At 70.4% G+C, this 14,790-nt stretch carries 8 protein-coding genes, 1 tRNA gene and 1 pseudogene; 5 read left to right on the top strand and 5 right to left on the bottom strand.

Annotation, left to right across the window (positions count from 1 at the left end; genetic code table 11):
• Positions 1-124 precede the first annotated feature (124 nt).
• Together ABFT43_RS09675 and ABFT43_RS09680 are read left to right on the top strand one after the other, a co-directional pair.
• On the top strand, positions 125-946 hold the full coding sequence (locus ABFT43_RS09675) for a DUF3105 domain-containing protein (protein WP_347960141.1): 822 nt from the start codon (positions 125-127) through the stop codon (positions 944-946).
• Positions 947-966: 20 nt separating this feature from the next.
• On the top strand, positions 967-1,776 hold the full coding sequence (locus ABFT43_RS09680; protein ID WP_347960142.1) for a DUF305 domain-containing protein: 810 nt from the start codon (positions 967-969) through the stop codon (positions 1,774-1,776).
• A gap of 200 nt (positions 1,777-1,976) precedes the next feature.
• Here the strand turns inward: ABFT43_RS09680 and ABFT43_RS09685 are convergent.
• The 5 genes and pseudogenes from ABFT43_RS09685 to ABFT43_RS09705 all read right to left on the bottom strand — a co-directional run.
• A tRNA-Arg gene (locus tag ABFT43_RS09685) sits at positions 1,977-2,049 on the bottom strand.
• 56 nt (positions 2,050-2,105) lie between these two features.
• Positions 2,106-5,075 (bottom strand): SMC family ATPase, encoded by a 2,970-nt coding sequence (locus ABFT43_RS09690; RefSeq protein ID WP_347960143.1) that lies wholly within the window; start codon positions 5,073-5,075, stop codon positions 2,106-2,108.
• Positions 5,072-6,271 (bottom strand): exonuclease SbcCD subunit D, encoded by a 1,200-nt coding sequence (locus ABFT43_RS09695; RefSeq protein ID WP_347960144.1) that lies wholly within the window; start codon positions 6,269-6,271, stop codon positions 5,072-5,074. Before ABFT43_RS09695 ends, ABFT43_RS09690 begins: the two co-directional genes overlap by 4 nt.
• A gap of 47 nt (positions 6,272-6,318) precedes the next feature.
• Positions 6,319-7,866, bottom strand: coding sequence for an MFS transporter (locus ABFT43_RS09700; protein ID WP_347960145.1), 1,548 nt, complete (start codon positions 7,864-7,866; stop codon positions 6,319-6,321).
• Between the two features lie 206 nt (positions 7,867-8,072).
• Positions 8,073-8,666 (bottom strand): annotated as a pseudogene (locus ABFT43_RS09705) (PadR family transcriptional regulator); the annotation flags it as partial.
• A gap of 287 nt (positions 8,667-8,953) precedes the next feature.
• On the opposite strand from ABFT43_RS09705, the gene ABFT43_RS09710 reads away from it, so the two are divergent.
• Genes ABFT43_RS09710 through ABFT43_RS09720 form a run of 3 tightly spaced genes read left to right on the top strand, consistent with a single transcriptional unit; the run spans position 8,954 to position 14,702 of the window.
• Positions 8,954-10,012 (top strand): glutathione S-transferase family protein, encoded by a 1,059-nt coding sequence (locus ABFT43_RS09710; protein WP_347960146.1) that lies wholly within the window; start codon positions 8,954-8,956, stop codon positions 10,010-10,012.
• Positions 10,009-10,737: a hypothetical protein gene (locus ABFT43_RS09715; protein WP_347960147.1), complete on the top strand. Its 729-nt coding sequence runs from the start codon at positions 10,009-10,011 to the stop codon at positions 10,735-10,737. Before ABFT43_RS09710 ends, ABFT43_RS09715 begins: the two co-directional genes overlap by 4 nt.
• Positions 10,734-14,702 (top strand): ABC transporter ATP-binding protein, encoded by a 3,969-nt coding sequence (locus tag ABFT43_RS09720; protein ID WP_347960148.1) that lies wholly within the window; start codon positions 10,734-10,736, stop codon positions 14,700-14,702. Before ABFT43_RS09715 ends, ABFT43_RS09720 begins: the two co-directional genes overlap by 4 nt.
• Positions 14,703-14,790 lie beyond the last annotated feature (88 nt).

Consider the following 14,790-nt stretch of genomic DNA (forward strand, 5'->3'; position numbering starts at 1 on the left):
ACGGACCCGGGAGCGCACCGGAGTGATCTGGACCTCTCATCAGTAGACTCGTCTCGGCCGCGCGTGGGGGGAACGATCCGCGCGTAAGTGCACTGCATGACCCGTCGCATGAGGAAAGAAGTCAATGGCGCGCAAAACCGGGGCCAACGTCCCCAAGGCTGGTAAGAAGTCCGGGTCCGTCCCCAGGTCGGGTGGCATCGACTGGATGGTCATCGGGGCCGTCGTCGTCGTGATCGGGCTGATCGCCGGGCTCGCGGTGTACCTCGTCCCGAAGTTCAACGAGAAGCGGGAGAACGAGAAGGACGACGTCGCGGTGGAGTCGGTGTCGGAGTTCGTCCCGACGTCGCAGAACCCGGATCCGTCGGACAACATCCCCGGCGTGACCAAGATCTACTACGAGGCGGGCAAGCATGTGAACGCCTCGCAGCGCGTCGCCTACGACCAGACGCCGCCCTTCGGCGGTCCGCACGACGAGATCTGGGCGACCTGCACCGGCGTCGTCTACCCGAACCCCCTGCGTTCGGAGAACGCGGTGCACGCCCTCGAACACGGTTCGGTGTGGATCACCTACAACCCGGACACCATCTCGCCGGAGGATCTCGACTACCTCAAGCGCCTCGTCCGCGGCGAGCAGTACCTCTTCCTGTCGCCGTACCCGGGCCAGGACTCGCCGATCTCGCTGCAGAGCTGGGGTCATCAGCTGAAGCTGGACTCGGCCGACGACCCGCGGATCAGCCAGTTCATCACCGCGCTGCGCCGCAACACGATGCCGGGCGTCTACAAGGAGAACCCGCAGACCGCGGCCTACCCGGAGACCCAGGCGACCTGCACCGCCATCCCGGGCTTCGATCCGTCGAACCCGCCCCCGGCCGACGAGGGCGAGCCGGGACCCGACGCGGTCCCGATGGACGGTGGCGGCGACAACCCGATGCCCGCCGGCAACTGACGCGCGCGAGGGAGTTTTCGATGAGTGAGACACCCGAGGGCAACAGCGCCGGTCCCACCTCCACCGCACCGCGACGCCGGACGGCGCTGCTCGCCCTGGCCGGCGTCGCGATCCTGCTGGTCGGCGTGGGCCTGGGCCTGTTGATCCAGGCAAGCCTGGCCGACAACGCCTCCGACGCCGACTCCCCCGCTCCGAATTCGGCGGCCGTCGGCTTCGCGCAGGACATGATCCGGCACCACGAGCAGGGTGTGGAGATGGCGGCCATCGAGCTCGAACACGGCACCGACCCGCAGGTGCGCAGCATGGCCTTCGACATCCTCACCACGCAGTCCAACGAGATCGGGCAGATGCAGTCCTGGCTGGTCCGTTGGGGACAGCCGGTCACCAATCCCGGTGAGCCGATGGCGTGGATGGGACATGCCTCCATGCAGTCGTCGGGAGCAGCCGGCGAGGAGCACGGCGCCCACACCGATCACGGGTCCGGTGAGCACGGGTCCGGCGAGCACGGTTCTGCCGACCAAGCCGCCCCCTCCACCGGTTCCGCGGCCGACGACGAGCAGCCCGCGATGCCGGGTATGGCGACCTCGGCCGAGATGGAGCGGTTCCGCGCGATGCGCGGGCCGGAGGTCGACACGACCTTCCTGCAGCTCATGCTGCGCCACCACGAGGGCGGGCTGCACATGATGGAGTACGCCGCGAACCCGGCGAACGTCTCCCAGCCCTACGTCCGCGAGATGGCAGCCGGGATGGAACGCACCCAGGTCAAGGAAATCGGCATCATCAAGGCGATGCTCGCCGAACGAAAGGCCGAGCCGTTGCCGATGAACTGAGCCGAACACCAGGCACCCCCGAGACCACCAGAATCGCCACTTCCGGTGCAGACTCGCAGGCTCCAACCCGCGAACCTGCACCGGAAGTGGCGATTCTTCGTTGTGGCACATCCGAACTCGGGGCCCGAGCCGGCCACCCCGGACCCCGCCCGGAAACGACGAAACCCACCACCGCGACGCGGTGATGGGTTTCGATCCGGTGCCCCCGGCAGGATTCGAACCTGCGACCTTCTGCTCCGGAGGCAGACGCTCTATCCCCTGAGCTACGGGGGCTCAACGGGCGGACACAAGACTAGCGCACGCCCACCGCCACATCACAATCGGCCTGCTCACGACACGCCGAGAGGGCTCTGCATCCGCAGCGTCGAGCCGTGTTCACCTCGCACGACGTGCAGTTGCGCCGGGATCCGGGCCCGGAGTTCGTCCACGTGGCTGACGACGCCGACGACCCGGCCACCGGACCGGAGGTCGTCGAGGACGCCCATGACGAGATCCAGCGCCTCGGGATCCAGGGTCCCGAAGCCCTCGTCGATGAAGATCGTGTCGAGGACGCGTCCGCCCGACTCGGCGGAGACCACATCAGCGAGGCCCAGCGCCAGCGCCAGGGACGCGAAGAACGTCTCGCCGCCCGACAGCGTGCTCGTGGGACGCACGACGCCGGTGTACTCGTCACGGACCTCGATGCCCAGTCCTCCACGACGCCCGCGCGCGCCTGCGGCATCGGAGTGGACGAATTCGTAGCGGCCCGATGACATCTCACGGAGCCGGCCCGACGCCGCGACCAGCACCTCGTCGAGGCGGGCGGCGAGCACGTACGAGCGCAACGACATGCGGCGCGAGTTCTGACCGCGTCCGCCGACGAGGTCCGCGAGTCCCGACAACTCGGCGTGACGCTCCCTCATCGGCGCCAGCGCGTCGAGGGCGTTCCAGAAGTCGGCGACGTACCGTTCGAGGTCGGTACGGCGTTGAGCCGCCACCGCGTTGCGCTCCGCCGCCTCGTCACGACGTGCACGAGCCGTGGCCAGGTCCGCCGCGAGACACTCGACGTCGACGGCAGGCGCCTCGAGTGCCGCACGCACCTCCGGATCGCCGAGGGTCTCCTCCGCTGCGGCGCGCAGCGTGGCCGCCTCCTCGAGCATCCGCTCCCAGTCCTGGATCTGCTCCGGCGGGACCAGCGCGGCCCGGACGTCCTCGACGGTGGCGAATCCGGCTCCTGCACACGCCGTCGCGAGCCGCTCGACGACCTCGTCGAGGCGCCGGCGGGCCTGGTCCGCGTCTCGTCGCGCCTCCCGCAGTCGTTTGGCCCGCGCGCACAGCTCGGCGAGTTCGCGGCGACGCTCGTCGATGCCGATCCGGCCGCCGGTCGCCTCGGCCACCTCGGCGTCGAGGGCGGCCAGGGATTCCCGCAGGGCAGCGAGGCGTTCCCGGCGGGCGGCCTGCGCGGAGTCGAGGTCGGCGAGGGCGGTGCGCAGGCCGTCGATCTCGGCGTCGATGCGTTCGACCGCCGCCCGCAACGTGGGCATGCGCGATGCAGCGCGTTCGGCGGCCGCGAGGTCGGCGGCCAGTCGGTTCTGTTCGGCCTGCGTGGCCGCACGGTCGGCGTCGCCGATGACGGCGTCGTGATTCGCGCGACGTTCCCGCAGTGCGACGACCTCGGTCTCGGCGATCGACCGGATGGCGTTCGCGGCGTCCACGGCGGCCTCGGCCTGTTTCTCGTCGGCCTCGCTCACCGACGTCTCGTCACCGGTGGCCGGTGCCGGATGGTCGTGCGACCCACACACGACGCAGGGCTCGCCGTCGACGAGTCGGCGGGCGAGTTCGCCCGCCATCCCCGCGAGGCGCCGATCACGGAGGTCGAGCTGGTGTTCCTTTGCCGCCGTTAGCTTTTCGCGGGCGTCGAGCAGGTCGCGTTCGGCCTTTTCGAGCTTGCCGAGCACCAGGTCGCGGTCGATGAAGGCCTGCAGGATGCGGCGCGCGTCGTCGCGTTCGGCGCGCAGCCTGGGCGCCTGGGCGCGCAGGTCCTCGGCCTCCCGCAGCGCGGTGCGGGTCTCCTCGCGCCGGGCCGGAGCCGCGTCGAGCAGCTCACGCATCTGCGCTCCCTGCTCCTCCGCGTCGGCGATGGCCTTCTCGACGGCGCCGATCTCGGCGTCGAGTCGCGGGCGGTCCGCGACCCGCTTCGCGAGCGGCTCCCAGCGGCCGGATTCCGCGGTCCAGCGGTCGATGGCGGCGGCGAGACCGGCGTCGTCACAGTCGGATTCACACAGCGGTCGGCCCTCGTCGAGTTCGGCGAGCGCCTCTCGCGCGCGGCCGACCGCAGCGGCCTTCTCGGCGACCTCCGCGGTCAGCCGGTCGTGGTCGTCGGCGAGATGGGCGATCGGCGCCGCACGCAACGCCCCCCGCCGTGCCCGATCGACCTCGGCGAGGGTCTCCGCACCTTCGTCGAGTTGCGCCAGGCGATCTCGCGCCAGCGTCCCCCGGCGGCGCAGCTCCTCGACGCGCAGCCCGTCGCGATGAGCGGCCTCGGCCTGTTCGGCCGCCGCCTGCGCGGCCATCATCTCCGTCTGGGTGCGATCGGCGACCTCCCGCGCGGAGTCGAGGCATGCCTGCGCCCACTCGAAGTCGGGGTCCGCGGGCGCCTGGGAACCGCTGATCGCCACGATCTGTCCGGCGATCCGGTCGACGGTGCCGGCGTGTTCGGCGAGCCTGGCCGCGCTCTCCCTCGCCCGGTCCCGCAGCCAGACCTCGAGGTCACCGAAACGCTCGGTGTCGAAGAGCTTCTCCAGCAATGCCTCTCGCTCGTCGGGGTGGGCACGCAGGAACCGGGCGAAGTCGCCCTGCGGCAGCAGCACCACCTGGAAGAACTGGTCGGCGTTCATGCCGAGGAGGTGAAGGACCGCATCACCCACGTCGGGGATGCGGGTCAGGTCGGCGCCGGAGCCGTCGAGCCACGACAACGATGCGGTCGCGTTGATCTTCCGCATGCCCTCGCCGCGCTTCTTCGGCCGCTCGTGTTCGGGTGTTCGTTTGATCCGCAGCCGACGAGAGCCGATCGTCGCCTCCAGCTCGACCTCCGGGACCACCTCGGGCGCAGCGTGATCGGAGTGGAGGCGGCTGGTGTCACGGGCGCCCGGCACCTTTCCGTACAGCGCGAACGCCACCGCGTCGAGCACCGTGGTCTTGCCCGCGCCGGTCTGGCCGTGCAGCAGGAACAGTCCGTCGGCACCGAGCTCGTCGAAGTCGACGGTCACCTCGTCGGCGAACGGCCCGAAGGCCTTCATGCGCAGGCGATGCAGTCTCATGCGGTCTCCGCGACGAACGCGTCCAGCGCGAAGAGGGCGAGTTCGCCATCGGCGGCGGCGTCGACCTCCGGCTCGCCGACGACCGCGCGCAGGGCACGCTCGATGATGACCCGCTCCCCCTTCGTCGGTTCGTCGCGGACGTCCTCGATGAAGGAGTGGATGATCTCCGCGTCGCTGCGGCCACGGACACGGGACCGGTAGTCGACCCCGGAACCGGTGTGCGGTCGGTCCCACTGGACGTGGACGGCGTGCGGGAACCGTTCGCGCAGACGGCGCATCGCATCCAGCGGACGAACCGCATCGATGAGCGACGCCTCGACGTAGTGGTCCTCGGCGTCGGCGTACCGCTCGTCGGTGAGCAGTTCCTCGAGCGTACCGCGCAGCGAACTCAGTTCGCGCACGACGGGCAGCTCGCGCTTGCGGACCTCCGCGACGCCGCCGGCGTCGAGATCGATGATCCACACGGCCTTGCGGTGGGTGCGCTCTGCGAACGAGTAAGGCAGCAGCGAGCCGCTGTAGCGCACGGTCTCGGTGACCCGCTGCGGGGAGTGCAGGTGACCCAGGGCGACGTAGTCGACGCCCGAGAACACATCGGCGCCAACGGTTTCCACCCCACCGACGCTGATCGAGCGCTCCGATCCGGCCGCCTCGGCACCGCTGACGAAGGCGTGCGCGGCGACGACCGATCGGGCATCGCGGCCGGCGAGGTCCGCGCGGACGCGGTCCATCGCAGCCCCCAGGACGACGTTGTGACCGCAGACCTCCTCGATCCCGAGATGGCGCCGGGCGGTGTCGGGTTCGAGGTACGGGATGCCGTAGATCGCGACCTCGCCGTGCTCGTCGGTGAGGACGACCGGCTCGGCGATGGAGTCCACGGAAGTCCGCAGGTGCAGACCTCCGGCCGCGGCGAAGGTCGAGCCGGCGCCGAGTCGCGTGGCCGAGTCGTGGTTGCCCGACGTCACCACGATCTGGACACCGGCGGCGGCGATCTCGGCCAGCCCCTGGTCGTACACCCGCACCGCGTCGGCGGACGGAACGGAACGGTCGTAGACGTCACCGGCGACGATCACCGCGTCGGCATCCTCCTCGTCGACCAGCGTCGCGAGATGGCTCAGCGCCCGGCGCTGGTCGTCGAGGAGGTCGACGCCGTGGAACGTCCGGCCCAGGTGCCAGTCGGAGGTGTGGACGATCCGCATGGACACAAACGATACGGTCGGGTCCCGACAGATCGTGGGACGCGCGCTCAGGCCCCGGCCGGCCCGCCGATGTGAGTCGCGCTACCCACCGCGCCGGGCGCCATCCCACCGGGCGTTGCCGGCGCGGCCGGCAACTGGTGCGCGGGACGCTCGAAGAAGAACGTGGCGATCACGCCGATCAGCAGCGCCGCGGCGGGCAGGTACAGCGAATGTCCCATCGCAGTGGCGAATCCGTCGCGCAGGAACTCGGGCAGTTGCGCGGCGCCCGTGTCGTCCTGCGCCGCAGCGGCGTCGACCCCCGGCAGCTCGGCGGCCAGGCGGGACTGCACCAGCGCGCCGATCATCGCCGAACCGAGCACCGAACCGATCACGCGCAGCGTGTTGTACACGCCGGCGCCGGCGCCGGCCTGGTGCCACGGCAGGTTGCGGGTCGCGGTGGCGGCGAGCGGCGCCCAGATGCCGGCCGAGGCGATACCCATCAGGCACAGCGGCGCGACGATCTCCCAGACCGGCGTCTCCGGGCGGCAGACATATCCCAGCCAGGCGATGGAGACGGCACTGGCCGCCAGCGCGGTCGAGACGATGATGCGCGGGTGCACGCGGTCGACGACGCGGCCGACGATGGGCGCGAGGATGCCGGTCAGGATCGCCATCGGGACCATGACGACCGCCGACTGCGTGGGCGACATCCCACCCACGAGCTGCAGGAAGAAGGTCAGCGGGATCATCATCGCCGACATGGCGAATCCCATGGTGGCGATGCCGACGGTGGCCAGGGAGAAGTTGCGGTCGCGGAACAGCGACAGCGGCAGCAGCGGTTCGGTCCGGATGCGCGACTGCCACCAGACGAAGACCGCGCAGAAGGCGACGCCGGCCGCGATGAGCGCCCAGATCCATGCCGCCCAGTGGAAGCTCTCGCCCTCCTGGATGCCGAAGACGAGCGCGGACAGCCCGATCGCCGACAGCGCGACGCCGATCCAGTCGAACTGGTGATCGTCGGTCTCGACCTGGGGCACGAGGACCGCGGCGAGCACCAGGCCGGCGATGCCGACCGGCAGGTTGATGAAGAAGATCCACTCCCAGCCCAGGCCGTCGGTGAGGACGCCGCCGAGCAGCGGGCCGACCAGCGTGGCCACACCGGCGACGGTGCCCCAGACACCCATTGCCGCGCCGCGCTTCTCGGGCGGGAAGATGCGCGTGATGAGCGACATCGTCTGCGGGGTGATCAGCGCGGCGCCGACACCCTGCAGGGCGCGGGCCACGATGAGCTCACCGATGGACGACGACAGGCCGCACCACACGCTCGCGACGGTGAAGACGACCAGACCGATCTGGTAGAGCGTCTTCGGACCGTATCTGTCGCCGAGGCGTCCGGTGATGAGCAGCGGCACCGCATACGTCAGCAGATAGGCGCTGGTGACCCATACGACGCCGTTGACATCGGTGTGGAGGTCGGCCTGGATGCGCGGCTGGGCGACCGCGACGATCGTCATGTCGACGAGGATCATGAAGAAGCCGACGCACAGGGCCATCAGCGCGGCCCACGGCCGCATGGTCACCTGGTGGTCGCCGGTCTCGGCATCGGATGTGGTCATCAATCACTCGGCCTTCTGTCTCGCTCGGTTTCGGTGTTCTTCGATGTCTGCGTCTCCCCCGGCACCGTTGTCCCGTTCGCGGTGGCGTTGTTCGGCGCCCGGTAGGGCGAATCCGGACCGCCCGCCCGGTAGGGCGAATCCGGACCGCCCGCCCGGTAGGGCGAATCCACGTCGTCGGCCCGGTAGGGCGAATCCGGATCGTCGGCCCGGTAGGGCGAATCCGGATCGTCGAGCCAGGCGAGGCGGTTCCCGCGAAGCCGGTCGACGAGGTCCTCGAGCCAGCCGATCTGGGCGGCCAGCGTCGTGGTCCGGCAGCCGAGGTCGAGGTAGAACATCTCGGGCTTGTCCCGGGAGCGCATCTCGTCCGCCGCCGCGGTCACGTCGTCGAGTTCGGCACGCATGGCGGCGATCCGGCGCTCGAGGAGCTCGATCACCCGGCGCCGCGGGAGGCCGTGCGCCTCGGACAGCGCGAGATACAACTGGGGATACTCCTCGGCCGGCGTCTCGAGGATCCGCTCGAGGTTGCGCGTGAGCGCCGTGCGACCCATCTCGGTGATCGTGTAGACCGTGCGTTCAGGGCGGTTGCCCTCCCGGCGGACCTCGCAGACCTCGATGAATCCCTGGTCGGCGAGCCGGTCGACCGCGTGGTAGAGCGTGCCGGCCCGGAACTTCGCCAGGCGGTCCTCCTGCCGGGCGATCGTCGTCTGAACCATCTCGTACGGGTGCATCGGCCGTTCGTGGAGGAGTCCGAGCACCAGGATCGCGACGGGTCCGAGCACGGGCCCGGATGGACGCGGCATGACCGACCCCCTTCGACATGGACTACCGGTGAGGACATGGACAGGTGACGACGCCACGGACCACTGTCGACATCGACCACTGCCGGCGATGACCTGGCGGTGGCGACCGGCGGTGGCGACAACCGACGGGACTGACCACCGGTGGCGCGCCACCGGTGACGTCGGCGTGAGCAGGTGGTGACGTGGCGGCACCACCGTCGGCCCGCCCGTGCCGAATATTCCAGCTGGAATATTCGGCGGTGTCAAGGTTGCGCCACCTGTCGCCCGGCATCACTACTGTGGTGATCATGACCCCATCGCCGGCCGATTCCGCGCCCACCAGCGACAGCGAACAGGGCGCCTACGTGCAGACCGGACAGGAGTTCGTCCGGGACACCGAATACATCGAGACGCGCATCACCGCCGACGGGCGCGACGGCTATCCGGTCGAGGCCGGCCGGTACCGGCTCATCGCGGCGCGGGCGTGCCCGTGGGCCAACCGCACCCTGATCGTCCGGCGACTGCTCGGCCTCGAGGACGCGATCTCACTGGGCCTGTGCGGCCCGACCCATGACAAGAACTCGTGGACCTTCGACCTCGATCCCGGCGGAGTCGACCCGGTCCTGAAGATCCCCCGCCTCAAGGACGCCTACGAGAAGCGCTTCCCCGGCTACCCCAAGGGCATCACGGTGCCCGCGATCGTCGACACCACGACCGGCGAGGTGGTCACGAACGACTTCCCCCAGATCACCATCGACTTCTCGCTCGAGTGGAAGCAGTTCCACCGCGAGGGCGCCCCCGACCTCTACCCCGAGCACTTGCGGGACGAGATCGACGAGGTGAGTCACGGGATCTACACAGAGGTCAACAACGGCGTCTACCGTTGCGGGTTCGCGGGCAGCCAGGAGGCGTACGAGTCGGCCTACGACCGGTTGTTCACCAAGCTCGACGAACTGTCCGAGCGACTGTCGACGCAACGGTATCTGGTGGGCGACACCATCACCGAGGCCGACATCCGGCTGTTCACCACACTCGCCCGGTTCGACGCCGTCTACCACGGCCACTTCAAGTGCAACCGGAACAAACTCAGCGAGATGCCCGTTCTGTGGGCGTACGCCCGTGATCTGTTCCAGACCCCGGGCTTCGGCGACACCACCGACTTCACCCAGATCAAGCAGCACTATTACATCGTCCACGCCGACATCAACCCGACGCAGATCGTGCCCAAGGGACCGGATCTGCGCGGGTGGCTCACCCCGCACCACCGCGAGGAACTCGGGGGCCGCCCCTTCGGCGACGGCACCCCGCCCGGCCCGCCACGACCCGACGAGGTCGTGCCCGAAGAGAACTGGGTACCGCGCTCATGACCGATACCACCCGCAAGCAGCCCCCGGGCAAGGCCGTCGAGGTCACCGGGGGACTCCTCGACCGCGCACAGCGCCTGCAGGCGCCGGCGGTCAAGAAGTACGTGGACTCGTTACGGCGCAAGTACCCCGACGACACGCCCGCGCAGATCATCGAGCGTCTCGAGAAGCGCTACCTGAACGCGGTCACCAGTTCGGGCGGCGCGGTCGGCGCCGCGGCCGCGATCCCGGGCGTCGGCACGATGACCGCGTTCGGTGCGATGACCGGTGACACCGCGTTCTTCCTCGAGGCGTCCGCGCTGCTCGCCTTGTCGATCGCCGAGGTCCACGGCATCGCCCTGCACGAGAACGAACGCCGCAAGGCCCTCGTCCTGACGGTGGCGCTCGGCGAGGAGGGTGTCCTCGCGCTCGGCCGGGTCGTGGGAACCCGCGGCGGCCCGCTGCGTCGCCTCGGCGGTGCGGCACTGCCGTCCGGCGCGATCACCAAGCTGAACAAGACCCTGGTCAACAGGCTGGTGAAGAAGTACGCACTCCGGCGCGCCCCGCTGATCTTCGGCAAGCTGATGCCCGCCGGGATCGGCGCGGTCATCGGCGGCGCGGGCAGCAGGGCGTTGGGCCGCAAGGTGGTCCAGAACGCGCGTGAGGCGTTCGGACCGCCGCCGCCGTTCTGGATCCTCGACGCCGAGGTGGTCGGCGACTCCGACGGGTTGCCGCGCGGCTCACGGTGAGATCGGAGCCCGCCACGAGCTCCACCACCACGTCACCCGCCACCGCGGCCCCCGACTCCCCGACCGGGCGGCGGCCCGGATGGATTCGCAAACTCCTCGCCGAGGCCTGGCGCCACCCCCGGATCGTGGTGGTGACCATGGTGGTGACCCTGATCGCGGTGGGGGCCGACGCGCTCATGCCGCTGCTGGCCAAGGGCGCGATGGACCGGGCGACCGGCGTGGTCGACGACCACCTCGCCCTGTCGACCTTCGTCATCGGTCTCGTGGTGGCCGCGTTCGTGCGCTACGCCTGCCATTTCGGTCGACGCCTCTTCGCCGGACGGCTGGCGGTCGATGTGCAGAACGCGCTGCGCCTGCGCCTGCTCGACACCCTGCTGCACCTCGACGGCCGCAGCCAGCACCGCATCCGCACCGGGCAGGTCGTGTCCCGGTCGATCTCCGACGTCCAGGTGGTGCAGGGGCTGCTGGCGATGACGCCGCTGTCGCTCGGCGCACTCGTCCAGCTCGTGGTCGCGCTCGGGATCATGGCCTACCTGTCGCCGCTGCTGACCGTCGTCGCACTGGCGATCGCGCCACTGATCGCGGTCGAGGTGTTCCGCACCCGCCGCAGGTTGTTCGCGGCGACCTGGTCGGCGCAGCAGGCGGCCGCCGACGTCGCCCAGCACGTGGAGGAAACCGTCACCGGGGTCCGCGTGGTCAAGGGCTTCGGCCAGGAGGACCGCGCGGTGGACACCCTCGTCGACCGGTGCCGCACGCTCTTCTCGCGGCGGATGCGCTCGGCGAGCATCAACTCCCGGTTCTCACCCACGCTCTCGGCGATCCCGCAGCTCGGCATGGTCGGGGTGATCGTCCTCGGCGGTCACCTGACGATGACCGGCGCGATCACCGTCGGCACCTTCCTCGCGTTCACCACCTACGTCACGACGATGACGGGCATCGCGCGGCTGCTCACCAACCTCGTCGTCAACGCCCAGCTCGCGCGGGCCGCGGTCGAACGCGTCTACGACGTCATCGACCATCCGCGCGACCCCGGCTTTGCGGCCACCGGAAGGCTGCCGGTCGGCACCCCGCTCGGCGTCGAGCTGCGCGACGTGTCGTTCACCCACCACACGCACGACGCCGACGATCCCCCGGCCGTCCTGCGCCGCATCGACCTGCGCGTCGAGCCGGGCGAGTGCGTGGCGATCGTCGGGCCGCCCGGGTCGGGCAAGTCCACCATCGCCGACCTCGTCAGCCGCTTCGAACGCCCCGACGCCGGCACGATCGCGCTCGTCTCCGCCGGCTCCCGCCACCCCATCGAGGACCTCGCGCCGGAGGCACTGCACGGCGCGCTCGCGGTGGTGTTCGACGAGCCTTTCCTGTTCTCCGACACCATCACCGCGAACATCGCGATGGGTGCGGGCATCGACCCAGACGCCCTCGACCCCGACGCCCGCGCGGTGCTCGACGCGAAGGTGGCCACCGCCGCGGCCGCAGCCGATGCCGCCGAGTTCATCGAGGCGCTGCCGCAGGGCTATGACACCGTCGTCGGCGAGCGCGGCCTGACACTGTCCGGTGGGCAACGCCAGCGCATCGCGCTCGCCCGCGCCCTCTTCGCCGACCCGCACATCCTGGTCCTCGACGACGCCACATCGGCCGTCGACGCGTCCACCGAGTCCCGCATCCTCGGCAGGCTGCGCGCGGAGCGCCGCACGATGCTCGTGCTCGCCCACCGCCGCTCGACGCTGATCCTCGCCGACCGCGTCGCGGTGCTCGACGACGGCCGGATCACCGCCGTCGGCACCGTCGCCGAACTCGAGGCCAGCAGTCCGCGATTCCGCGAACTCATGTCGGCAGCCGCCCCCGAGCCCGACGCCGAGCTCCCACCATCACCCGATCTGACCGACGAGCGCATCGAAAGTCTCTGGCCTGCAACGACTCTCACCGCTGATGACGCCGCTTCCGCGCCGGTGAGCCGCCCGGCGAGCCCGCGCCCCGGCACACGGGGCGGCGGTATGGGCAGTGCGCTCGGTTCGATGCCCGCGACCCCCGAACTCCGCAAGCAGGTCGATATGTTGCCTCCGGCCGTCGAGGATCCACGGGTCGATGTGGCGGAGGTACGGCGCGAGAACCCGGTCTTCACCCTCCGTGGGCTGCTGCGGCCGGTGGCCTGGCTGCTCGCCGTGGCACTGGTCGCGATCGGGATCGACACCCTGTCCAACCTGGCCTTCCCCGGCATCGCCCGTGCGGTCATCGACGCCTCCGGACGGGACGACGCGGTGACACTCTGGGGGGCGGCGGCCGCCGGTCTCGCACTCGTCGCGGTCGGCTGGGTTGCCGGCGCCGTGCTCACCGTGACGTCCTCGCGGGCCGGCGAGCGGGTCCTGTTCGGCCTGCGCATCCGCAGTTACGCGCACATCCAGCGCCTCGGCCTCGACTACTACGAGCGAGAGCTGTCCGGCCGGATCATGACCCGGATGACCACGGACATCGATGCACTGTCGTCGTTCCTGCAGACGGGGCTGACCTCGGCGGTGATCGCGGTGCTGACCCTCGTCGGCGTGATGGCGGCCCTGCTCGTCACCGGCCCGTCGCTCGGCCTGCTCGTCCTGCCCGTCTTCCCGTTCCTGATCGCGGCGACGGTCGTGTTCCGCCGCGTGGCGAGCCGGGCCTACACGCGCGCCCGCGAACTGATCAGCACAGTCAACGCCGACTTCCAGGAGAACATCGCCGGGATCAAGACCACGCAGTCCTACCTGCGGACCGCGGCGGCACAGCGCCGGTTCGCGCAGCGGTCGGCGGCGTGGGTGGCGGCCCGGATGGTCTCCCAGCGTGCGATCGCGTCGTACTTCCCGCTGATCATGCTGATGTCCGATCTGGCCACCGCGGTCGCGCTCGGCGTCGGCGCCGGGCTGGTGGCCGACGGATCGCTGTCGACGGGCACGCTCGTCGCGTTCGTCCTCTATCTCACGATGCTGTTCGGCCCGGTGCAGCAGTTGTCGCAGATCTTCGACGGCTACCAGCAGGCGGCGGTCGGCCTGCGGCGCATCGGCAACCTGCTGCGCACCCGCAGTTCGCTGCGCCAGAACCCGGATGCCCGGCACGCGCCCCCGGAGGGCTTCGCCGGCGAGGTCGACTTCGACCGCGTCGGGTTCCGGTACGACGGTGCCGAGTCCGACGCCCTGCACGACGTGGACCTGCACATCCCGCCCGGCACCTCGCTGGCGCTGGTCGGCCGGACCGGCGCGGGGAAGTCGACGATCGTCAAGCTCCTCGCCCGCTTCTACGACCCCACCTCGGGTCGGGTGCTCGTCGACGGCACCGACATCGGCGACATCGTCCTCTCCGACTACCGCCGGCGCCTCGGGCTGGTGCCGCAGGAACCGCACCTGTTCACCGGGACCGTCGCGGAGAACATCGCCTACGGGCGTCCCGATGCCGACCGCGCAACGATCGCACGCGCCGCCGCGGCCGTCGGCGCGCTGCCCATGATCGAGGCGCTTCCCGGACGGATGAACCACCCCGTCGGGGAACGCGGCCAGGGGCTCAGTTCCGGTCAGCGTCAGCTCATCGCGCTGGCCCGCGCCGAGCTGGTCGACCCCGACATCCTGCTGCTCGACGAGGCGACCGCGACACTCGATCAGGCGACCGAGGCGCAGGTGCTCGCAGCCGGACGCGCGATGACCCGTCGGCGCACGTCGGTCATCGTGGCCCACCGTCTCGCCACCGCGGCACGCGCGGATAGGATCGCGGTGGTCGATTGTGGCCGGATCGTCGAACGCGGAACACATGAGGAGTTGCTCGCGTTGGACGAGTTGTACCGCGGATTCTGGGAGGCCGGTGTCGCCCCCGACGAAGAACCCGACGCCGGAGTCCGAGAGAACGCGGTGCCACAGCCCGGTGCGACGGAGTCCACCACCCCGACGGCGAGGTCGGGTACCAGCACGAGACCGCTGGTGGACACCGACCCGCACGCGGGCCATTGACAGGACGCGCAACGGCGCGCGTCGCCCCACCACGCACCGAACCATCCGCCGCGATTCACCCGACATCACGATCTGACTGCGTAGTAGC

Source organism: Gordonia aurantiaca (genome assembly GCF_039939235.1).
GTDB lineage: Bacteria > Actinomycetota > Actinomycetes > Mycobacteriales > Mycobacteriaceae > Gordonia.

What these genes read in the sequence shown, in the direction of transcription:
- ABFT43_RS09715 (WP_347960147.1), top strand. Translation starts at nt 10,009, where the DNA reads ATGACCGATACCACCCGCAAGCAGCCCCCGGGCAAGGCCGTCGAGGTC.
- ABFT43_RS09700 (WP_347960145.1), bottom strand. Translation starts at nt 7,866, where the DNA reads ATGACCACATCCGATGCCGAGACCGGCGACCACCAGGTGACCATGCGG.
- ABFT43_RS09690 (WP_347960143.1), bottom strand. Translation starts at nt 5,075, where the DNA reads ATGAGACTGCATCGCCTGCGCATGAAGGCCTTCGGGCCGTTCGCCGAC.
- ABFT43_RS09680 (WP_347960142.1), top strand. Translation starts at nt 967, where the DNA reads ATGAGTGAGACACCCGAGGGCAACAGCGCCGGTCCCACCTCCACCGCA.
- ABFT43_RS09675 (WP_347960141.1), top strand. Translation starts at nt 125, where the DNA reads ATGGCGCGCAAAACCGGGGCCAACGTCCCCAAGGCTGGTAAGAAGTCC.
- ABFT43_RS09710 (WP_347960146.1), top strand. Translation starts at nt 8,954, where the DNA reads ATGACCCCATCGCCGGCCGATTCCGCGCCCACCAGCGACAGCGAACAG.
- ABFT43_RS09695 (WP_347960144.1), bottom strand. Translation starts at nt 6,271, where the DNA reads ATGCGGATCGTCCACACCTCCGACTGGCACCTGGGCCGGACGTTCCAC.